Here is a 19,386-nt window from a genome sequence, read left to right as displayed (position 1 = left end):
CTCTTCACCTACAAGTAATAAAACCTAAAATCAAATTCTACTTCAAAAGCACCAGTTGTACCGGTTAACACAAAGTCATTCCATCCAGGCTTTAGCCTGATTAATCCCCAATTCGTATTTTTAAAAATACTTCCTAGTACATTTCGATATGCTCTGACGCCATCTAAAGTGATAACATCGTTCAATGTTGTTGTGCTACCTGTATAGCTCCAAAGGTCACCCGTAGTAACATTTTTTATAGATAAATTGTTAGACTTACCTTTATACTTTATTTTTAACGGTATGTACTTAGGATCTATTAACACATCACCAGCATTATAAATTCGGAAAGACGTAGTATTATGATGATATTTTGTATCTTCTGCGATTAAACCTTGGCCTATTTGCCAGAGGTTTGAGTCAAAAGTAAAAGAATCCATCGTGGTACCGATGGATTCTGCATATGGAAAATCAGATTCAAGAATGATATCACATTGTCCCCAGACCCGAGTTAAAGGTTCAGGAGTAAATTGATTAGCTCTTACTAGCCAACGCTTTCCCGGTTCTTCACTATATATCACATAAAAATCTTCTCTCGAATCAAGAATTTGAAAGAATTCATTTCGTTTTAATGCATAATCTGGAAAGTCATATGCTTCAAAAACAATTGATGTTCGAATCAGCCTACCTTCAACTTCTATACCAGAACTAACAGCACCAGGTCTCCCATCTACTTTATCTGATATAGAATTCACTTTTATAGAATCCGGACGAAAATATAAAACATGATATCCAGTTTCTTGAGACAACTTATATCGTTTCCCATTTTTTCTTATTATTGTTAAGTGCATCATCTCGCCCCCGAAAAGAATAATGTTGTATTTATTTTTTGTCCTTGAGCAAGATCCACCCAAGGCACAACTGCCTCCCCGAGAACTTGATCATTTATTACTAACTGAACTGGAGTACTCCGCTGCATTGGTATACTTCCAAATGAAACTCCTTTTCTTGATGAAGGCGAGTTACTAGATTGATAATTATCCCCAGCCCCTACATTACTAGTAGAACTTCTTAGGTAACTTGTGGCGCGTGAAATATCACTTGGATTCACTTTAGGAATTGATGCTTGTGCCATTCTTTGCGCGGCATTTTTTACAGCACCAATATTTTCATTAATACCAACCTCAAAACCTTCACCTACTGGATGTCCCGCCTCATCTCGTACCCGTTTTGATGGTGAGTTTACTTTCAGCTCACCTCTCATGGCATTAAGCGCTATGTTTGCTAGCCCTTTTGCTGCACTCATTACTGGACCGTCACCATTTTTAATACCACTTGCAAATCCAGAAGCGAAACTTTCACCAATAGAATGTGTTTTAACGCTTCCTAACCCTTCTTTACCAGATTCAGCAACACTTCTCCCTGCTGATTGAACACTTCCTTTTTGACTGGAAAGACCCGAGGCGTGCTCACTACCTTGTTTCTTACCGCCACCTCCATCAGTCGCACTTCCTAGAATTTGTTCAGAGCTATTTTTAACATTACTGGCTTGAGCATCTACACTTCCTTTTGTATTGGCAATGTTAGTAGCCATTGTGGCCGGTGCCCTAATACCACCATTTCCATCAGTAGTACTACCTAATATTCCTTGGATGTTACTATTAATAAAGCCAGCCTGAGTAAATACAAGACCTTGATTATTAATCATATTGCCATGCATTGTATTAACCGAATTTGCTCCGCCGTTCCCGTCGCTTGTACCACTAAGTGTATTTTGAACATTATTTTTTACTGCATCAGCTTGTTGGATTACAGGACCTTGATTTTCTAACATTTTCTGTTGCATATCTAACATAGATTTAGGACCACCATTTCCATCACTAGTGGATCCAAGTCTATTTTCTATACCTTGTTTTGTTTGCTCGGCTGCCGCAAAGGGCGCTTGTTGGTTTTGCTGTATACCATCCGCCTGTGTTTGTGGTATTTGCTTTCCTTTTTCAGTTAGGTCAATAGTTGCCCCTTGCTCTACAAGGCCTTTAATCGCCTGAATCGCGGTATCAACATTAATCTGTCCACTGGATAATCCCTCAGCAAGAGTTTGAACTGTGAATTGCCCTTCACCTTTTACGTCTACTTTCACATCCGATTTAACGTCTAACTTAAATTTCTCCAAAACTTGATTTATATCTAAAAATCCATTTTGAAGACCAGTTTTTAATGTCGCTATCGTTTGACGACCTTCTTGGTTCAAGTCAACTTGTGTAACACCTTTTAATTTCTGTTGGAAATAAATATACACTGAATCAATACCCATACTTCCATCTTTTAGCCCTTCGGCAAAAGTTTTAGCTGTATGTTGTCCATACGGTCCAAGGTCAATTTTAGTTTCACTTTGAAGATCTAACTTTAAATTTTTTGCGATTTCTTTTACGTTGTCAGTTTCACGAAGTCCATCAACATAAGACTTCATTGTATCGATACCTTCTTGTGTCAAACTTTGCTGACCAAATGTATCTCGCATTTGATTAATTGTAGCAATGGCTACATGCTCAATGTTGTAAGTCCCGTTTTGAACTCCTGCTATAAACTCGTCAACTTTCACTTTACCTGCTGGACCAAGATCTACAGCTTTGACCCCATTCTCCATTTCAATAGCAATTAATTCGGTTGCTATTTTCGCCTTTTCTCCACCAGACTTTAAGGTGTCGTAAAACTTATTTAAGGACTCTGGTAAAGCATCTCCAAAACGTTTTACACTTTCTTCATATTTCGTCCAGTCTGTTACAGATTTATCGAAGTTATTCTTTAACTTATCGAAGAATTTATTGTTCTTATCATATAAATCTTCAAATCCAGCTGAGGCACTACCTGTACCTACTAGAAATGCATCGAAACGATCTTTCTCAGCTTTCGTCATTTGCCCTTCAAAATCTAGTTCAGATTGTTTTGCACCAAGTACATCACGAATTTTATTCATCTTTGTGAAATAATTCTCTCGTACAGCGACTTCTTGTTCGCCGTACTTACGCTTTACTTGGTCAATAAACGCGGTCTCTTCTTGACCTTGGAGTCCGATTTGTTTTGCATACTTTTTAGCATTGTCGACATCTTTATCTCTAGCTTTTGAAATCTCTGACAGAGATTTCGTAGTAGAATTGGTTAATTCAACTACATGCTTCTGTGCTTCTTCTAATGAGACACCTTTATCGATTTTATTAAAAGCATCGTTTACTTTTTTTAATTCTCCAATCGATTTAGAAACAGATGTAGCTGTTGACTTATCAAATGCTTGCCAAGCTGCCGTATAACGCTGAAAATCTTTCTCCGACATATCAAATAAATTATTTCCATATTTATTAATTAGATCATGCATCGTTTTATCAGCATTACGAATCGCTTCTTCTTGCTGAGCGTAGTATTCACCCGCTTTAGCTCTAATACGCTCACTTAACTTTTTAGTTCCTTCATCAGCCGCATCACCGAAAAATTTCCCCATAAAGTTATTAAACTTAGCTTTATCTTTCTCTAAAGCCTTCATAGCCTCATCAGTTAGCTTAGCAAACTCTTCGTGTGCCTTTTGTACAGCTTCTTTAGCCTTTTCTCCTGTAGAAAAAGCTAAATCATTTAATGCAACAAGTGCTTGGTCACGCATTTTCACATAACCAGATGCTGCTTTTTTTGTTCCTTCTGAAACACCATCGCCGAAATTACGCGCATCATTATCAGCTTTCTTTGTATCTTCCATAAGTTTTATTACAGCTAAACTTAGGCCAGCCACGGCTCCTGTCGCTGCTGCAATTGCGATAACAACTGGATTAGCTAATAATGCTCCAATAGCCATAGACATAAGTCCTAATACGCCGACGATTCCCATTATTCCAACTGTTAATGCCGCTCCCGTTGCAATCATTTGCTGAGTACCTTCATCAAGGTTATTAAACCAATCAACAGCACTTTGCACACCAGAAGCAATTGCATCAATCGCTGGTATTAATGCATGACCAATTGTTATAGATGCGCCCTCAATAGAAGATTGTAAGATTACTAACTTACCTTTTAAGTTATCTAACTGTTTAGCCGCAATTTCTTTTGCTGTACCCGCACTTTTTTTGAGCATTTCTGTATTACTAGCTAATGCATCTGATGATTTATCAATTAATACAGCCCAATGCTTGTATGCTTCGGCTCCAAAAATGGTTGTCAATGTAGCTGATTTTTGCTGATCTGTCATACCGCGTGTCGCTTTTTCCAATTCTTTAATCACACCTGGCATGGATTTCATTTTTCCATTAGCATCAAATATTTCTATTTTCAGCTTCTTCATTGTTTTTTCCATTTCACCAGTTGGTTTCGCTAAACGTCCCATAGAAGTTGAGAACGCTGCCCCTGCTTGGGCACCTTGAATACCCGCATCAGACATTGCCATAACAGCTGCCGTTGCTTCTTCAAGTGACCATCCTAATGATTTAGATACTGGTGCAAGATAAACCATTGCCTCACCTAGTTGAGCAACATCTGTATTTGCATTTGTACTTGCCTTTGCTAATACATCTGCTACCCTTCCTGCGTCTTGTGCTGCAATTCCAAAACCAGACATAATATTTGATGTAATATCTGCCGCCGCTCCAAGGTCCATTTGACCACTAGCTGCAAGATCTAATAAGCCCGGCATCGCTGCGATAACATCATTTGTTTTGAAACCAGCCATCGCTAAATATTGCATTCCCTCTGCTGCTTGACTCGCACTAAATGATGTTGAAGCCCCAAGCTCCCTAGCTGTTTGCGTTAATTTTTGTAGTTCAGCATCTGATGCACCAGATAAAGCTGCTACACGTGACATAGCTGATTCAAAATCAGCTGCCGTTGTAATGGTTTTCCCAAGAGCATATCCCATCGTAGTAGCCCCGGCCATAAAAGAAGCGCCCATCGTTGCCCCGACATCTTGCATGCGGGTCCCGATTGAGCGCATTCTTTCTCCAGCTCTATGAAAAAGAGAAGTTTGTCTCTCTAATGCTTCATTCGTTTGATGAATTTGATTCTTAAGTCTCGCTTCAGCTTCCCTCGCCCTATTAAGGTTGGTAGCATTCTTTTCGATTGCTGCATTTACTCGACTTAAACTTTGAATATTCGCTGTGTACTGAGCTTTAACACTATCTAACTCTTGCTTTAAACGTTTTGTTTGTTCAGAGTTTTTACCAGTTGCTTGAGCACTTTGCTTATACTCTCTTTCTAAACGTTGCATCTTTCCAGCTAAACTTTCACTGGAAGCACGTAATTGTTGCTGTTTATTTCTCAACTTCTCAATTTCTTGACTGAAATGAGATACTTTTTGCTTCTGGATATCCAGCTTTTGTGTTAAATAATCCATTTTTGTTCTTAATTGTGATACTGAATCACCATAACGTTTTGCCTCTTCACTTGCTGCTTTGAATTCTGAATCTACCATTTTTAATTTCCGATTCATACCAGCTACACCTGAATCAAAGTTCCGTAAGTCCATCGAGACCTTAACGCCTAATTCCATATCTTGTGACAAGCTACCACCTCCCTTATAACCAAGGTACTTGTTCCGCTGTCGCTAGCTTAGGTTCATTATTTTGTTTTTTTCGAGCCATTCGCCGCATGAAATAAACAATATCAATTTTATCTATTTCATTTTGTTTCAGCCCATGATGTTCCTCTAGCATATTGTATAAATCCATTATGGCTTCTGAGTATGTGGCCTGTTCTTCCGTTTGTTTCTTGGGCGATGATTCTTTTTTTTAGTTTGTACTGCATACACACTTTCAAGTAGTTTTGCCGCCTCAGCTACTTTCCCTAAAACAGATTGACAGACCGCGAAAATAACCACTGCCAAGTATTGTGAGTGTGTTCCTGTTAAAAATTCATCACTTGAAAATTTATTTTCATAAACATCTGAAACAAACTGAGCGCCTTGTTCAATCAATTCAAATGGTACATTATCTTCTTTCAATTTATCTGCTAATTCCGAAGCATTTCTTGCTACTAATCCAGAAATAAAACCCGGTAAATAAAATGATCTTAAATTACCATCAGCTTGTCTTAACTTTAAAATTGGTTCTTCCATAAGAATCCCTCACTATTTAGTATTTTTATAAGAAAAAGGACTGATAGAAGTTATCTATTAGTCCTTTTTAGCTAGTGCATTAAGTGCTTTAACGGTTTCATCAGGTGGTGCTGGGACTTCTTTAAACCAATTTTTAGCCGCTGCTTCATCAAAACCCGGCTCATCTTCATCAAGACGATTGCGCCATGCTCTATCAAATTTACGTTCCATGGCTGAGCCTTTAATTTTAGATGTTTGATACTCCACTTTTTCTCCACCAGTTTTGTTTTCCTCATCTGGTTGCTCGAATTTCAATTTATATAATACTCCATAGCGGCACTTACCATTATCTTTTGGGATACGGTACATAATTGCACCATAAGGCGCAACATCCGTTGTTCGGTCAACGACCTGTCCTTTCACTACCTTTTTACCTAATAACTTTGCATATACGGTGAATGGTAAATCGGCAACGTTAAACTCTACATCAGCACCTCCAAATTTAGAAGAAGATGCATAAATACCATCGTCGGCCTCTAATTTAACAGTTTCGGATTTAGGTGAGGTTTTGCCCTCTATTGCACCCGCAATACGAATTGGTTCACCATATTCAACACCTGTTTCATCATCCTTTAATAATTCTGCCCAATGTAAATCACGAAATCCTACTGGAAGTCCATTCATATATTATTCCTCCTCAATTAAACTAACCTTTGTACGGTACCTCATACCGTAGTGATAAATTTTAGTATCTTCCTCATACAGATCTGCTGTAGAAAAACGAGAAAAGCCGATAGATTTCATTACTCTATCGACTTCTGTTTTATATTTATTTGTAATTGGCTTCTTTGACCAAATATCAATTTGGTATAACAAATCACTGTTATAAGCCTTATCATCAGCAAAATCACCATCTTGGTTATTTACTTCTGAAAATGTAATATAAGGATTGTTTTTACCTCCATTAAATATGAGATGTCCTATTCTCTTACCGCCTAATAGATCAACAAGTTCTTTATTATTTTCAAGACCTTGCTTAATTTCGTTCATTAAATCCCTCATAGCATCAACTCCTGCTTTAATACATTCCTCATTGCTCGTAGGGAATCTCTTTCACCTGCCATAACTACTTTTTCAGCAAATCCCTTTTTCGGGGGATGTGGCATTTTACTAGTTCCCCAGTTTTGGAATTTCATATAGAAAAAGGGAGAATTATCTCCCTTTAACCAGCCAACATTAACATATTTAACGCCCTCTTTACTTTTAACAGCACTGATTTTCGCATTATCTGCTCCATGTTGACCAGTTCTCCAAGACTGTTTTACCGTTGCTTTACGTGGACTACGACTCCTTGGTGCTTCACGTGAGAAGCCTTCCTGAAAAACTTTACCACCCGCTTTTACAGCTTTAGTTTGCGCTGATGCTCCTTTTCGCCCCATTTGTTGAACCTTAAGCATTAACTCTGTCATGCCCTGTAACTCCATGTTAGCCATTTCCTAACACCTCTTTACACATTAAGTGCATTTCCTTATGCTTTTCTTCAACATCTATAACATTAGTAATTTCTAAGATACGCTCGCCATACAAAATTCGCATATCACTCGTTATCCCTTTTCGATATCGAATTTCTACTCTAATGGTATTTTCAGCATTAACTGATGCCGCTTGCCAAAATTCGCGTCCTCTTAGGGGATTAACCGCTGCCCAAACTTTCACTACATCTTGCCATGGTTCAAGTGGGTTTCCTTCTTCGTCTGTTTCATAATCAGTTGATTTTTTCTGTAAAATAATACGTTTGTTTTTCTTTAACGCACTCATAAATCCACCTCATATTTTAACTGAACGACAATACTTTCTAATGACCTTTCTAACTTTTCAGTTTGTGTCTTTGACATCTCATCATATTGTAAAGAAACATAAATTTTCACTGCAAGATCATACAAATCATTACTTTTACAAGAAACACCTGCATTCCGCAAATATAGATGTGCTGCATTAATAAAAGAGATGAGGTTTATGTCATCCTCATCTCCATCAATCCTTAGATACAGTTTTACTTGCTCTAGCTCTTGATTTTGCTGGCTCTGCATTAGCTACATCACCACTTTCTTTAGATTCCCCAATTTCTTGGGGCTCCTTAGGGTGTAGGTTTTACTTCTGCAATTCGGAATGCCGAACTTAAGACTTTATGCTGATCATACCAAGCTGTTAATACAAAGATGTATTCACCTTTATCTACATCTTTATCTGCATCATAAATCACACCACCATCATAGTTACCATGTAAGAAAGTAAAATCACCGATAACAGGAGACTTAGCAAGTTCACAGAATGTAACTGGTGCTCCAATTACTTCTTCTGGTTGTAATTTATATAAATCAGTAGATCCATTTGCCAATTCTTTTAGTGAAGCATAATAATCTTGACGACGCATTGTTACACTTACATTTTCTTGATAATCATCACCTAGGTCACCTAAAGCATTAATAATTGCTTCAATCATATTTCCACCAGTAACAGATTTAATTTTACCTGGTTCATATAATGACATATGCTCAGTGCCCTTTTTAGGAGATTCTGCAAATGTTAAACGTTTTTCTTTCACTGCAAGTGCTGCTTGAAGTGCTGATTCAACTTCTGTAACCAAATCCAAATCACTTCCATGAATAACCGAATCAGAAATACGCGCTTTAACTTTCACTTTATGACGACCAAACGAAACTTTATCCCCTGTGACTTCCAATTCTTTCGCCGTCTCTTCATCAGTAACAAAATCATCATCATCAAGCTCAAAACTAATTTTCGGACGCTCTAGCCCCTTAATATTAGTTAATGTCATTTTCGGACGAAGCGGATTCTTTTGTTTTGGTTCAGATACAATTTGATTAGATAGTGTTGTTGGTAAGAACTTTTCTCCACCAGTTGATGTTGTTTGCTTTGTCCCTAATAGATTTCTTGTTTCCTCACTAACAGCTTGTCCTGTTAAAATAGAACGATAGTATTCTGCTTTCGCTGCAATCATACGTTCTTCATTATTCTCAGCTGCTAAAATAGGTTCTTGCCTTTGAAGTCTAGAACGCTGTTCTTGTTCCATTTCTTTATATTCAGCTTCTGCTGCATCAAATCTTTCCTGTGCGAATGACTTCGCTCTCTTTAAATCAGCTAACTCTTCAGATGTAATTGTTGCATCAGTCAATTTAGATCTTAATGCCTCACTTGCGTTTACAACTTCTTCACCTAACATCTGTAAATCACGTTTCATATCCATCATTGTTTTAGATCGTGCTGCAAAAAATTGTAACCCAACTCGGAATGGGAATTTACTTTTAATTTTCATATCTTATTCCTCCTGTTATTTCTTATATTTTTCAAAGTCTTTTAAAGTTGTATTTACATCGCTTAATAACACTTGTCTTTCTTCCTCCGAAATAGTTTGCGTTGGTGTTTTTGGCTTTGGAACTTGATTAGCTGCACTTCGTTCCTCAAATTCTCCACTCTCTACCTTGCGCAAATCTACTTGAATTGTAGTTTGAGGATAAGCTGGAATTGGAGTGAATGTAATTTCGTATAATACAATCTCTTTAATAATTCGGAACCATTCTCCGTCTCGTTCTTCCCATTCTTGATCAAGGATGCTAAAACCGATTGAACATCCACCAATCGTTCCGCTTCTTGTCATTTCCACAATTCTACGATCAAATTCAAAATTCATAGGTACAAGTTCAAAATATAAACCGTCCTCTCGAATCTCTAAAGTCAAATTATCGCCAGTTGAACCTAATAAATCGCGCCAGGTATGATTAAATAAAGCGAAGATCTTATGTCCATCAGCCAAAGTATTATTCATTGAATCCTTGGTCAATTTTTCATAAAAAATATCTCCCCACCAATCTGTCAATTCTGTAAATTGGTCAAATACCGCCGCATATCCGGTTAACACTTCAGATTGCTGACCTTGATTATCACGTTTCTGTATTTGTACGTTCTTTACTTTAAGAGAGAATGTCCGTTTTTCATAATCATCTGCTACAATGTCTTGTTCTACTGATTGGCTTCTTTTCTTTCCCTTCATTCTTTATTCACCTCCTTTAAAAAGTTCTGGACTATCAATAGGAACTAAGTCGCGACTAACAAACAATTTATCTCCACCTGGCATCGGTGCCTTTTCCTCGTGCATCCTCGCTTCATTTGGAGTCATATAACCAGATCTAACCCCTTTAAAATAAAAATCTCCGCGTGTTTTCATATCAGCGCGGAGAATACCATTCATATTAAATTTATGACTATAGCCTTTTCTTCGTTGTTCAGCGGTTAATAACTTCCTATCAAACTCTTGCTCATACATTCTTACAATTGGTAGTAATGTATGCATAATAAATTCTAGGGCCATTTGTTCTGAACTTGAATTATTTACATTCTCTAATACTCCAACCATGTGTGGTGGCATATTAAATACAGCGGCAATACGATTACGTGTGATTTTTTCTACTTCAAATACTTTTGGATCAATAAAATCACGGTTTTTCACTTCTCTTATCTTCATACTTTGATCTTCTATTAAAACACCAGTATTCTTTTTATAAAAATCACGGAACAAATTAAATGCAACTTCTTTTTTCTTTTCATCTAAAATTGATGCAACCTCTAAAATAAAATTAGCCTTTACACCATTCTCCAATTGTTCCAAACTAAATTCTTTTATTTTGTCATCGTAATCAATACTATTCCTTAATACATCAATTGGACTAATGCCCTTCCAACCAAAACCATGAATATGCTTCACATGAATAATGTCCATATTATGTACGTAATATTGTCCATTCTCCGTATCAATACGATAATATAGAGCCATCGTATCTTTCTCAATCACGGGTTCCACCCTTGATGAATCTAAAATATCTAAAGCTTCTACTTGGTATAAAGAATTATATCTTTTTAATGCATAAGCATTTCCCGTTGAGTTCCGCAAAACTTCCATTGTTCTTATAAAATCTAAGCTTGTAGAATTTCCATTGGGAGTATTAGAAATCATGTCTCCTAGTTCGCTGTCAACAGGAACATAGTTATGATAGAGCTTTAAAGGCATACTTGCTATAGAATTAGAAAGACGCGTAATAGCTGAAAAGATAGTTTCATTATTTGCTAAAGTAATATCTGTTCTTTTCCGAAAAATATTAAAAGGTTCAAACCACTTTACAAAATTACTAAATTGCTCTTTTGCTCGTTCCTCCGTCGGCTGTTTCCTTCTTCTCATCCTTGCAAAAAATTCATTGTCTCACCTCCTCTAATCATCAAAAGTCCATAATTCGAGGTTCGATTCTTGAGGCATGTTTTGTAAATAAATCATGGCTCTAAAATGTGCCGTTAATGCCGCTGCAACACCATCAATCCTTGAATATTTATTTGCTTTTACAGGCTTTATGTTACCAGTACTATCCTTTTGTGTTTTAACGTTACTCATGTACCATCTAAACATCAAATCACCGTTAAAGTTAACTTTCCCTTGCAATAATAACCGTTCAAAATCCTTCATCGACAAGTTCATTGACTTAAACCCTTGTTGGACCTTAACCATCTCAAACCCTAAATTTTGCATCTGGGTAAACCACTGCGCTGCATTAAATGGATCATAGCAAACTTCTTGAATATGGTACTTTTCAGACATTCTAACAAACCAATTTGTAACGAAATCGTAGTCAATTACTTCTCCTGGAATAACTGTTAGATACCCTTTTTCGACCCAAATTTCATAATTTGCTCTATCCTCACTATTTAGCAATTTAGCCTCTGGGATAAAACTATGATGAATACACTTCACTGAACCATCCTCTTGTGGAAATTCTAAAAAGGAGCTTGTTAAATCTGTCGTTTCAGATAAATCCGCACCACCAATACACATACAACCTTCAAGAACGTCAAGATCATATTCTTTTTCATAATTTTTCTTAATTACATCCCATTCAAGCCATTTCTCAGCTGCATTTACAAATAAATTAAGACGCTTCGTCTTGAACTCATTAACTTCATTATTTAAAACATATGTTTTATAGGCTTCCCTTAATTTTTCGAGAGTGATTGTAACATCTAAGTTTGGATTCGCTTTAACCCAGCAATCCTCATCTTTCCAATCATCTTCTGGGTCAATCTCTGCAATAAAAGCAAAAAAACGATCATGTTCGACCGTTTCGTTTAACATTTTATCTGCAACTTCATAAAACTTCATCAAGGGACCATCAAGAACAAAACCAGCTGTCGTAATATGCAAAATAAGTGGTTGTGCACGGGCATCATAAGATGATTGAATAACATTTATTAACTTACGATCTTTATACTCATGAATTTCATCAAAGATTGCTCCATGTGTATTTAAACCATCTTGTTTCTTAGAATCACTAGCAAGTGGCTCTAGTTCTGAATTCATTGCATTGTAATACAATTTGTCACGTATGATTCGTACCCTTCGCCGTAAGGCTGGTGATTGCTTAACCATTCGCTTAGCTTCTTCAAATACCAATTTAGCTTGATCGCGCTTATTTGCTAGCGTATATACACGTGCTCCATACTCGTTATCTTTCATAAATAAGTATAAAGCTATTGCTGATGCTAGAGTACTTTTACCATTTTTACGAGCAATCATAATGAGAGCTTCTAAAAACCGTCTATAACCCGTTTCTTTTTCCACCCAACCAAAAAGACTACCGACATTAAACTTCTGCCATAACTCAAGTAAAAGCGGCTTTCCTGCCATCTTACCGATACTATGTTTACAAAAACGCTCAATAAATATAATCGCCCTATTAGCCTCTTTTACACTATACTCATATGGAAATGTCTCATCATCTTGGCGTTGTAAATCTCGAATATGCCTCTGACAAGCCTTACGTACTTTTTTACTAGTAACTATCTTCCCACTGATAACTTTTTTCGCATATTCAGTTACATAGTCATGCGTATCAACTTGTTTAGTAGTCATCGAAACCATCTTCCACTTCTTTAACTAATTCTTCTTGAAGTTTCTTACGGCTTGCACCAGTTAGCCCAAGCTCACCTAAATACTGTCGTGTTTGTTGCATATATTTTGGAAGCTCCGGAATAAGGGTATGCTTTGTTCGATTGGTAGCACCTGCTTTATTAGTATAGTCCATAGTTAGACCATCTTTTTTTATTTGTGCTGCCATCTCCTTATACATTTGATAACTATAAGCAATCATCTCTATTGCTATTGGATCGTTAATATCAGCCTTACCTTCAGCTTCTAAAATTCTCCAAATACGAAACCAAGTATCTTTTCCAATCTTTTTGAGATGTGTCGGTGGCTTGTACTTTATTCTTAAGTCTTCATCCATGCTCTCACCACACTTACATTTTATGGATAAAAAATAACCACCTTTTTAAAAAAGTGGTCGATTTTCAGATGGTTCCCCCCTTTAAGAGACCTTCCGCGCGAAACACGAAACGGGGCACCGGTCCCCAGAAGAACCTCTTCAGAAATAAAAAGGTGGGGGGATATTTATTTTTTTGTATTAAATCTTTTTAGTAATGGTTACTTCAAGATTATTCGCTAGTTTCAATGCATCAATTGCTACCGCTTTAGCACTTGACCCTGATACTTTAATTGCACGGCTCTTGATCTCTTCAATCAATTCATCTGTTGAGTAGTTTGCTAGTGTCGCACGTTCCTCTTCCTTATCTATCCTTTGAAGTTCATCAGCCAATTCATGCGCATGATTACCGATAGCACGTAACTTCTTTTGAAACACTTTCGTTCCCATCTGAATACCGACTACCATATCTCCAATATGAGTTGCTGATTTATAATTCTCTTTCATTTGTTTTATCCTCGCTTTCCATGTACTTTGTTATGACAACTGTTGCATAGGCTTTCAAGGTTGTTAATATCTAAACGCTTTGACCAATCCTCTTTCACTTCAACAATGTGATGAACCATATCAGCTGGTGTTAACTTCTTATCTTTCAAACATCGTTGACATAAATAACAATCACGTGATAAAGCTTTCGTTCTCGTTATCTTCCACCCAACACTTTTATAGAACGCTGTAGTTTGATTATCTCGCTGATACTTATCATATGACTTTGTTGCTTCTTGCTTATGCTTTTCACAATACTGTTCTGTAGTTAAGTTAATACACATTGGATATGCGCAAGACTTCTTTGCTCTACTCGCCATGTTCCATGCGTTCCTTCAACATATCCATTTGTTTCCCAACATCTTTGGAAAGCTGATTGATCTGTTCAACATATCCTTTGATTTCTTCTTCATCCTCAGCAATCATCATTTGGTCTCTTAATTCTTTACGCTTCACTTCATTATCTTGAATTTGCTGGCGAATCTTTTCATCGGTGTAATAAGAAACTGTTTCTTTACTACAATGCCTACACTTGATGTAATGCATTTCAATCCCGTTAGGTAACTTTCTTTTTAAAGGTTTGAATCTAAAGCTACCCGAACACTTATCACATGTAACAATTGTTCTTTGTTTCATCTCTCACCCTCCAATACTAAAAAGTTTCTTATAATTAAAATGCGGTACGTGAAGTTTTACATCTAACAAATACAAAAAGAGCTACCATATTAGATAGCTCTTTTACTAAATAGACAAGTCATGTTGTGTACTACATATTTACTTCAATTTGGTTAAGAGGTTCTACACCTCTTTCAATCGCCGACTGTACGTCACTCTCCCGTAGTTACTAATGTGTCTTGTAGTCAGCGATTGAAAGAAGAGCAAAAGCCCTTCCTCGTATAAACAACAGATTCTGATTTTGAAATTGAATTCAAGAAACAACGTGTCATTCAATCCTCAACCATCACCCATGGTCCTAACGATCCATTTGAATTATAAAGGAATGTGATAAAATGTTTTCCGCCATTTCTCACAATACAAATATAACACGTCTAAAAACTAATTTCGTCCGCAAATCGTTCGCAAATCCTCCGCGAAAAGTTCGTAAATCGTTCACGAATCGTTCGCATTTTACAAATAAAAAGCTACTCTTTAATACAAGTAGCTTTTCTAAAACAGTATTTATCTTAGTTCTCTAACCTTATAGTGTGTCACATTTACTAGGTTAACCCTTACATCTTCATCCCCATACCATTTACTAGATTCAATACCCTGAATTACTTCATTACGATTAGCAGCCTCAACTACTAAACTTCTTGTATTCTCGTTATCAAAATAAAAAATAATCTTAAAATTTTTCTTTACTTCTTTCATATATATTTCTCCTTCCAATATTAGTCTCTTTAATTATCTGTATAAACAACTTTTATGTCAAACGAGGACTTCTATGCTTTATAATCTCAAATACTATATAAAACAGATTAATAACGAATACATTTTCAAGCTTTATATACATTTTTTTGGTTGAATTTTAACTGTTATCTTTAAAAACGAATTCGCTACAAGTCATATTGTGTTGAATTAACCCATCGCAATTCAGCTTAGAAACATCAAGCTTTTCAGCACATCAGCAAAACCAATTCGACACTTTTCTTTTGTAGCAAATTCAAAAATTGCATAAAAAAATAAAATCCTTAGATTCTGAATTTCTTTTGATAATCATTTAATGTATCTTGTTCTATTCCAATGTATCTCAATGTTTCTTTTTGGTCCGTATGATTTAACATTCTCTGCAAAACGACTACATCTTTAAATTGCTTATAATGATGATATCCGTATGTTTTTCTAAGTGAGTGAGTACCGATTCGTTCCAAACCAAACTCCCTTGCTGCCTGATTCAATATTACATAAGCCATTGATCTAGTAAGTGGTTTGTTCTTACCGTTTCTACTCTTAATAAGGAATTCATTCTTTGGCCTCCCCTTTGCATATTCTCTTATTGCCTTCTTTAATTCAGATGGCATTTTCACCTCTTTAACTTTCTTTGTCTTCTTTTCACGAATAAAAATACTCCATCCTTCTACATCTCGAATTCGAAGCCGTAATATATCAGAAATCCGTAAACCTGTATTAATACCAAGAAGGAACAAAATATAATTACGTTCATTCTGTTCCTTGAAGAATTCTTTAATTTCTTGTATTGCTTCTTTATCACGAATTGGTTGAACAAGGTTCATACACTTTTCACCTCTGCCTGTCTATGATTATTTTTATACACCTCTACTTTTAAAATGAACGCCAATCGCAATAAAGCTTGTCCTTTTAATTTATAATACTTTGTTTTCCCTACCCCTAAATCTAGCCAAATGTCTGGATCATAGCCTGGTAAGTCCCCCATAAATCTTTCTAATATTATTCGGCGTTCATCATCCTTTAGACGATTGACACCGTCATAGATCCAACTCATGAATTCATTTCGTTCCTGCTCGTATTCTATTCTTTCAATAGCAATCTCTTCCGTAGAACTGTGAAATGCATTTGTAAATGATGGAGGAATAATAGAATATGCGGGTGTAACTTTAGGTAAGATATCACTTGGCATTGTTGCTAAATACTGGCGATACACTTCAAATACTTGTTCAACCGCTTGCTTTGTTCTCTTTCCATCTACAACTGGCATTTTGAATGATAATTGTTTCTTCATATTAATTCCTCCAAGTTTTTTATTTTTGTCTGAGGGCACCACCATGGCCACGCTCATATCGCGTTCTACGGACACCCATTAATTCCTCTATATCTCGAATACTTAACTTTTCTTTCTTCTGGTGCCTATTCTGTTTCTTTTGCTGCTGATTACGAATCTTTTTCATTCCCATCACCTCAAAGCAAAATAAAAAAGCGGACACCAAACTACAGAGCAATCTCGCTTATGCTCTTTGTAGTTCAGTGTCCGCTGGTTCTTCCAGTAGGACAAAATGTTTAATTGCTATTATTATATCATTTTCTTGCATTTTTTTAACTTTTTAAAGGATTTTATTTAATAATTTCTAAATCTTCTTTTTCTCCACTTGTGGCGAAAAGCTATCATTTCATCGCCAAAGGATTATTTTATTAAGTTTTGATTTTCGTAGATATTACCCATTACTTCACCAACACTTATATCAATCATTCTTAAATGATCATCTTCATGGTTGTTTTTATCATGCATATAAAATCCCGTTTCTTCCTTGTCCCATTTAATGATGTAGAACCAACCGTCATACTCTACGATATCGCCTTCATAAATTTCTTTACCGTTTTTATCTTTAAAACCTGTGTATTGCATCCAGCTACTAAAAATTGCATCTTCTTTGTTATCATCTAACACATCTAATTTGTATAATCTCTTCGCTTGTTCCCAAGTCATCATTTTCTTGGCTTTCTTTTGATATAGCCTAAACTTAATTTCTCTCATTTACTTTTCCTCCCCTGAATAAAACTCGATATTCCGTCAATACTATAGATGACATGGTAATCTTTCTCCATTACCTGAGCAGTTAGCTTTTGCTAGCTGCTCTTTTATATTCCTGTAATTCCTTCTCGAGTCTTTCAATATGTTCATCCCTTATTTGAACATCATCTTTTAAAAACTCAATTTCCTCTTTAAGTTTCATCCGTTCGTTAAACAATTGGCGATATTCGTGTATAGATGAATCACGACTTGCTCTAAGAAGCTCAATTTCTTTATTCCTCTGTTTAAGCTGCTTTACAGCATGATCGAAATCAGCTTTTAATAATTGATACTTTGTAGAGCCTTTCATCCTAGCACCTCATTTCTCTACAAAATGAAATTTTTATACTAATTACTTTCTTCCCTCATGATCCAATTCAATCTCATTAATACCTGATCCAAAATTCCTAATTGTTTATTAACGCCATCGCGATATTCTTCACTATGAATTTTTGAAAATCCATTTCGGACCCGTTTTAAATTGGATGCTCTTCTTTCTAAATCAGTGATAAGCTGTTTAACTTCTTCAGATTTCAATCCGCTCATCCTTTTCTAATATAATAGCGTTTTTGTTCAAAATAATACTCCTATCCATTTGGACACATTTACCAGTATCTTTACCAAAAAATTCATGATATGGTTATTTAGTCGAGTACGTCATTACTTGACAATTACCCTTAGGAACTCCGCAGACAAACGGGGTTTCTTTTATTTAAATAACGATTTTGTTTAATTTACAGAATATACTTCTGCACAATATACTGTAATCTCTTCCCCTTCGAAATCAGGATCATCAGCAGGTTTCCATTCTTCTTCTCCAACAAGTATTTCTGTTACATGCGCTTTAACAACAATTTTTTCGCCCCATTGATTTTCCAAGAGATACTTTTCAGCCTGTTCAACAAATTCTTTTTTGCTTTTAAAATTTCTAACATCACTCAAAATGGTTTGTCCGTCATAATCCTCGAAAAAACCTTTAACTGGATTTCTTTTAGCTATTAAATTTCTCTGCACTTCAATGACCTTGTCCCTTAAATGTTCTGGAATGTCTTCAACTAAAATATTCACATAGCATCGTTCTTGAAGTTTCTTCAAGAACTTATAGGCTTTTTCTTTATTCTTCTTCAATAAGTATTTCGCTTTAAGTAGTGCGCCATATGCACTTAATGGAGAATGAGCGATAATTCCTCCTGTAGTCATTTCACTTACTATAAACATTCTTTTTTTATCACAATACCTAGAAAAAATATGGAGTCCTTCAATCTCACCGCAATACTCATGTTCCGTTACAAATACCCCATCCAATATTCCGAACACAGAGTATTTCAAAAATATTCCCAAGTCATATTTCTCTCCAACAATTAATGGACCATTGACTACATTAAAGTAGCGATCTTCCTCATTAAACATATTTGCTACCATTCCTGCGAATCTCATTCTCCCCATCTTCCTTTCTATTCAAATAAGAATTTTATTAAAATAGCGTCATCTGCCCGCTCTTATTTTGCTCTTCCAATTCTTTTATTCTTTTCTCAAGCCTTTGTATTTCTTGGTGTAAGAGATGGATCGTCTTGCTATTGTTATTTCGTAAATTAAGGCACCTTCTATGAACCATGTTGTTGTACTGGTCAAAATCAATCTCATCTTCAAAAATTAATTCTTCGCATATCGGACATTCACCTAAAATGCAACCGGATGCCATATTCATTCTTCCTTTCTATTTTTTAAATGAGTCTATAAATCCGTACACCGTATCAAATATTGTTAAAACTACCCATGCTACTGCAAGTCCTATGGCGATAAGTGGCATCGCCCAAAAGTAGTGATACCACTTTGTATAACTTTTCATCTTCCACCATTCATGAAGAGGATTAAATCCACCGATCATTCTTCATCCCTCTTTTCTGCAAAATAACTATTTTGTTATAAAACTAAATTATCGTTTTAATAGTGATAGATCATAATTCGATTCAATGAATTCAATG

General features: G+C 36.0%; 27 protein-coding genes. All 27 read right to left on the bottom strand.

Annotated elements, in window-relative coordinates:
* Positions 1-8: 8 nt before the first annotated feature.
* The gene (locus PDQ33_RS04480) at positions 9-830 is read right to left on the bottom strand and encodes a phage tail family protein (protein WP_270754921.1); all 822 of its coding nucleotides are present in this window, start codon (positions 828-830) and stop codon (positions 9-11) included.
* On the bottom strand, positions 830-5,515 hold the full coding sequence (locus PDQ33_RS04475; protein WP_270754923.1) for a phage tail tape measure protein: 4,686 nt from the start codon (positions 5,513-5,515) through the stop codon (positions 830-832). The genes PDQ33_RS04480 and PDQ33_RS04475 overlap by 1 nt, the downstream gene beginning before the upstream one ends.
* 13 nt (positions 5,516-5,528) lie before the next feature.
* The gene (locus tag PDQ33_RS04470) at positions 5,529-5,681 is read right to left on the bottom strand and encodes a hypothetical protein (protein WP_270754926.1); all 153 of its coding nucleotides are present in this window, start codon (positions 5,679-5,681) and stop codon (positions 5,529-5,531) included.
* Positions 5,681-6,067: a phage tail assembly chaperone G gene (gene gpG / locus PDQ33_RS04465; RefSeq protein ID WP_270754928.1), complete on the bottom strand. Its 387-nt coding sequence runs from the start codon at positions 6,065-6,067 to the stop codon at positions 5,681-5,683. Before gpG ends, PDQ33_RS04470 begins: the two co-directional genes overlap by 1 nt.
* 57 nt (positions 6,068-6,124) lie before the next feature.
* Positions 6,125-6,730 carry a major tail protein gene (locus tag PDQ33_RS04460; protein WP_270754929.1) on the bottom strand — a complete coding sequence of 202 codons (606 nt, stop codon included), beginning with the start codon at positions 6,728-6,730 and terminating at the stop codon, positions 6,125-6,127.
* Between the two features lie 3 nt (positions 6,731-6,733).
* Complete coding sequence (gene gp17 / locus PDQ33_RS04455) at positions 6,734-7,108, bottom strand: tail completion protein gp17 (RefSeq protein WP_270754930.1); 375 nt, start codon at positions 7,106-7,108, stop codon at positions 6,734-6,736.
* Complete coding sequence (locus PDQ33_RS04450) at positions 7,105-7,539, bottom strand: HK97-gp10 family putative phage morphogenesis protein (protein WP_270754932.1); 435 nt, start codon at positions 7,537-7,539, stop codon at positions 7,105-7,107. Before PDQ33_RS04450 ends, gp17 begins: the two co-directional genes overlap by 4 nt.
* Positions 7,532-7,864, bottom strand: coding sequence for a phage head closure protein (locus tag PDQ33_RS04445; RefSeq protein ID WP_270754937.1), 333 nt, complete (start codon positions 7,862-7,864; stop codon positions 7,532-7,534). The genes PDQ33_RS04450 and PDQ33_RS04445 overlap by 8 nt, the downstream gene beginning before the upstream one ends.
* On the bottom strand, positions 7,861-8,136 hold the full coding sequence (locus tag PDQ33_RS04440) for a head-tail connector protein (RefSeq protein ID WP_001191798.1): 276 nt from the start codon (positions 8,134-8,136) through the stop codon (positions 7,861-7,863). Before PDQ33_RS04440 ends, PDQ33_RS04445 begins: the two co-directional genes overlap by 4 nt.
* A gap of 47 nt (positions 8,137-8,183) precedes the next feature.
* Positions 8,184-9,383, bottom strand: a complete 1,200-nt coding sequence (locus PDQ33_RS04435; protein WP_270754939.1) for a phage major capsid protein — start codon at positions 9,381-9,383, stop codon at positions 8,184-8,186.
* Positions 9,384-9,398: 15 nt separating this feature from the next.
* Positions 9,399-10,118, bottom strand: coding sequence for an HK97 family phage prohead protease (locus PDQ33_RS04430; RefSeq protein ID WP_270754940.1), 720 nt, complete (start codon positions 10,116-10,118; stop codon positions 9,399-9,401).
* Between the two features lie 3 nt (positions 10,119-10,121).
* Positions 10,122-11,300 carry a phage portal protein gene (locus tag PDQ33_RS04425; RefSeq protein ID WP_270754941.1) on the bottom strand — a complete coding sequence of 393 codons (1,179 nt, stop codon included), beginning with the start codon at positions 11,298-11,300 and terminating at the stop codon, positions 10,122-10,124.
* 30 nt (positions 11,301-11,330) lie between these two features.
* The gene (locus tag PDQ33_RS04420) at positions 11,331-13,019 is read right to left on the bottom strand and encodes a terminase large subunit (RefSeq protein WP_270754943.1); all 1,689 of its coding nucleotides are present in this window, start codon (positions 13,017-13,019) and stop codon (positions 11,331-11,333) included.
* Positions 13,009-13,392, bottom strand: a complete 384-nt coding sequence (locus PDQ33_RS04415; protein ID WP_000343051.1) for a phage terminase small subunit P27 family — start codon at positions 13,390-13,392, stop codon at positions 13,009-13,011. The genes PDQ33_RS04420 and PDQ33_RS04415 overlap by 11 nt, the downstream gene beginning before the upstream one ends.
* A gap of 177 nt (positions 13,393-13,569) precedes the next feature.
* On the bottom strand, positions 13,570-13,875 hold the full coding sequence (locus tag PDQ33_RS04410) for a hypothetical protein (RefSeq protein WP_270754945.1): 306 nt from the start codon (positions 13,873-13,875) through the stop codon (positions 13,570-13,572).
* Between the two features lie 5 nt (positions 13,876-13,880).
* Complete coding sequence (locus PDQ33_RS04405) at positions 13,881-14,234, bottom strand: HNH endonuclease signature motif containing protein (RefSeq protein WP_270754948.1); 354 nt, start codon at positions 14,232-14,234, stop codon at positions 13,881-13,883.
* Positions 14,224-14,550: a transglycosylase gene (locus tag PDQ33_RS04400; RefSeq protein ID WP_270754950.1), complete on the bottom strand. Its 327-nt coding sequence runs from the start codon at positions 14,548-14,550 to the stop codon at positions 14,224-14,226. Before PDQ33_RS04400 ends, PDQ33_RS04405 begins: the two co-directional genes overlap by 11 nt.
* A 543-nt stretch (positions 14,551-15,093) precedes the next feature.
* Complete coding sequence (locus PDQ33_RS04395; protein WP_270754951.1) at positions 15,094-15,285, bottom strand: hypothetical protein; 192 nt, start codon at positions 15,283-15,285, stop codon at positions 15,094-15,096.
* 320 nt (positions 15,286-15,605) lie between these two features.
* Entirely contained in the window at positions 15,606-16,148 is a 543-nt protein-coding gene (locus PDQ33_RS04390) for a tyrosine-type recombinase/integrase (RefSeq protein ID WP_270754953.1), read from the bottom strand.
* Positions 16,145-16,615 (bottom strand): ArpU family phage packaging/lysis transcriptional regulator, encoded by a 471-nt coding sequence (locus tag PDQ33_RS04385; protein WP_270754954.1) that lies wholly within the window; start codon positions 16,613-16,615, stop codon positions 16,145-16,147. Before PDQ33_RS04385 ends, PDQ33_RS04390 begins: the two co-directional genes overlap by 4 nt.
* A 19-nt stretch (positions 16,616-16,634) precedes the next feature.
* Complete coding sequence (locus PDQ33_RS04380; RefSeq protein ID WP_270754956.1) at positions 16,635-16,781, bottom strand: hypothetical protein; 147 nt, start codon at positions 16,779-16,781, stop codon at positions 16,635-16,637.
* A gap of 233 nt (positions 16,782-17,014) precedes the next feature.
* Positions 17,015-17,365, bottom strand: a complete 351-nt coding sequence (locus PDQ33_RS04375; protein WP_270395430.1) for a YopX family protein — start codon at positions 17,363-17,365, stop codon at positions 17,015-17,017.
* An 82-nt stretch (positions 17,366-17,447) separates the two neighbouring features.
* Positions 17,448-17,711 (bottom strand): hypothetical protein, encoded by a 264-nt coding sequence (locus tag PDQ33_RS04370; RefSeq protein ID WP_270754958.1) that lies wholly within the window; start codon positions 17,709-17,711, stop codon positions 17,448-17,450.
* A 38-nt stretch (positions 17,712-17,749) separates the two neighbouring features.
* Positions 17,750-17,947, bottom strand: coding sequence for a hypothetical protein (locus tag PDQ33_RS04365; RefSeq protein ID WP_270754960.1), 198 nt, complete (start codon positions 17,945-17,947; stop codon positions 17,750-17,752).
* Positions 17,948-18,130: 183 nt separating this feature from the next.
* A complete protein-coding gene (locus tag PDQ33_RS04360) occupies positions 18,131-18,823 on the bottom strand; it encodes a hypothetical protein (protein WP_270754962.1) in 693 nt (230 codons plus the stop codon).
* A gap of 52 nt (positions 18,824-18,875) precedes the next feature.
* Positions 18,876-19,103 (bottom strand): hypothetical protein, encoded by a 228-nt coding sequence (locus tag PDQ33_RS04355; protein ID WP_074585696.1) that lies wholly within the window; start codon positions 19,101-19,103, stop codon positions 18,876-18,878.
* A 15-nt stretch (positions 19,104-19,118) separates the two neighbouring features.
* Entirely contained in the window at positions 19,119-19,289 is a 171-nt protein-coding gene (locus PDQ33_RS04350) for a hypothetical protein (RefSeq protein ID WP_175574667.1), read from the bottom strand.
* Positions 19,290-19,386: the final 97 nt, after the last annotated feature.

Source organism: Bacillus cereus group sp. Bc031, from assembly GCF_027716265.1.
GTDB lineage: Bacteria > Bacillota > Bacilli > Bacillales > Bacillaceae_G > Bacillus_A > Bacillus_A paranthracis.
The sequence above is the reverse complement of the archived record's forward strand: the minus strand, read 5'-3'. Positions and strand labels throughout refer to the sequence as shown.

What these genes read in the sequence shown, in the direction of transcription:
- PDQ33_RS04410 (WP_270754945.1), bottom strand. Translation starts at nt 13,875, where the DNA reads ATGAAAGAGAATTATAAATCAGCAACTCATATTGGAGATATGGTAGTC.
- PDQ33_RS04430 (WP_270754940.1), bottom strand. Translation starts at nt 10,118, where the DNA reads ATGAAGGGAAAGAAAAGAAGCCAATCAGTAGAACAAGACATTGTAGCA.
- PDQ33_RS04405 (WP_270754948.1), bottom strand. Translation starts at nt 14,234, where the DNA reads ATGGCGAGTAGAGCAAAGAAGTCTTGCGCATATCCAATGTGTATTAAC.
- PDQ33_RS04425 (WP_270754941.1), bottom strand. Translation starts at nt 11,300, where the DNA reads ATGAGAAGAAGGAAACAGCCGACGGAGGAACGAGCAAAAGAGCAATTT.
- PDQ33_RS04385 (WP_270754954.1), bottom strand. Translation starts at nt 16,615, where the DNA reads ATGAAGAAACAATTATCATTCAAAATGCCAGTTGTAGATGGAAAGAGA.
- PDQ33_RS04420 (WP_270754943.1), bottom strand. Translation starts at nt 13,019, where the DNA reads ATGACTACTAAACAAGTTGATACGCATGACTATGTAACTGAATATGCG.
- PDQ33_RS04415 (WP_000343051.1), bottom strand. Translation starts at nt 13,392, where the DNA reads ATGGATGAAGACTTAAGAATAAAGTACAAGCCACCGACACATCTCAAA.
- PDQ33_RS04355 (WP_074585696.1), bottom strand. Translation starts at nt 19,103, where the DNA reads ATGGCATCCGGTTGCATTTTAGGTGAATGTCCGATATGCGAAGAATTA.
- PDQ33_RS04470 (WP_270754926.1), bottom strand. Translation starts at nt 5,681, where the DNA reads ATGGATTTATACAATATGCTAGAGGAACATCATGGGCTGAAACAAAAT.
- PDQ33_RS04365 (WP_270754960.1), bottom strand. Translation starts at nt 17,947, where the DNA reads ATGAGCGGATTGAAATCTGAAGAAGTTAAACAGCTTATCACTGATTTA.
- PDQ33_RS04375 (WP_270395430.1), bottom strand. Translation starts at nt 17,365, where the DNA reads ATGAGAGAAATTAAGTTTAGGCTATATCAAAAGAAAGCCAAGAAAATG.
- PDQ33_RS04395 (WP_270754951.1), bottom strand. Translation starts at nt 15,285, where the DNA reads ATGAAAGAAGTAAAGAAAAATTTTAAGATTATTTTTTATTTTGATAAC.
- PDQ33_RS04360 (WP_270754962.1), bottom strand. Translation starts at nt 18,823, where the DNA reads ATGGTAGCAAATATGTTTAATGAGGAAGATCGCTACTTTAATGTAGTC.
- PDQ33_RS04390 (WP_270754953.1), bottom strand. Translation starts at nt 16,148, where the DNA reads ATGAACCTTGTTCAACCAATTCGTGATAAAGAAGCAATACAAGAAATT.
- PDQ33_RS04435 (WP_270754939.1), bottom strand. Translation starts at nt 9,383, where the DNA reads ATGAAAATTAAAAGTAAATTCCCATTCCGAGTTGGGTTACAATTTTTT.
- PDQ33_RS04380 (WP_270754956.1), bottom strand. Translation starts at nt 16,781, where the DNA reads ATGAAAAAGATTCGTAATCAGCAGCAAAAGAAACAGAATAGGCACCAG.
- PDQ33_RS04400 (WP_270754950.1), bottom strand. Translation starts at nt 14,550, where the DNA reads ATGAAACAAAGAACAATTGTTACATGTGATAAGTGTTCGGGTAGCTTT.
- PDQ33_RS04350 (WP_175574667.1), bottom strand. Translation starts at nt 19,289, where the DNA reads ATGATCGGTGGATTTAATCCTCTTCATGAATGGTGGAAGATGAAAAGT.
- gp17 (WP_270754930.1), bottom strand. Translation starts at nt 7,108, where the DNA reads ATGAGGGATTTAATGAACGAAATTAAGCAAGGTCTTGAAAATAATAAA.
- gpG (WP_270754928.1), bottom strand. Translation starts at nt 6,067, where the DNA reads ATGGAAGAACCAATTTTAAAGTTAAGACAAGCTGATGGTAATTTAAGA.
- PDQ33_RS04370 (WP_270754958.1), bottom strand. Translation starts at nt 17,711, where the DNA reads ATGAAAGGCTCTACAAAGTATCAATTATTAAAAGCTGATTTCGATCAT.
- PDQ33_RS04440 (WP_001191798.1), bottom strand. Translation starts at nt 8,136, where the DNA reads ATGCAGAGCCAGCAAAATCAAGAGCTAGAGCAAGTAAAACTGTATCTA.
- PDQ33_RS04445 (WP_270754937.1), bottom strand. Translation starts at nt 7,864, where the DNA reads ATGAGTGCGTTAAAGAAAAACAAACGTATTATTTTACAGAAAAAATCA.
- PDQ33_RS04460 (WP_270754929.1), bottom strand. Translation starts at nt 6,730, where the DNA reads ATGAATGGACTTCCAGTAGGATTTCGTGATTTACATTGGGCAGAATTA.
- PDQ33_RS04450 (WP_270754932.1), bottom strand. Translation starts at nt 7,539, where the DNA reads ATGGCTAACATGGAGTTACAGGGCATGACAGAGTTAATGCTTAAGGTT.
- PDQ33_RS04480 (WP_270754921.1), bottom strand. Translation starts at nt 830, where the DNA reads ATGCACTTAACAATAATAAGAAAAAATGGGAAACGATATAAGTTGTCT.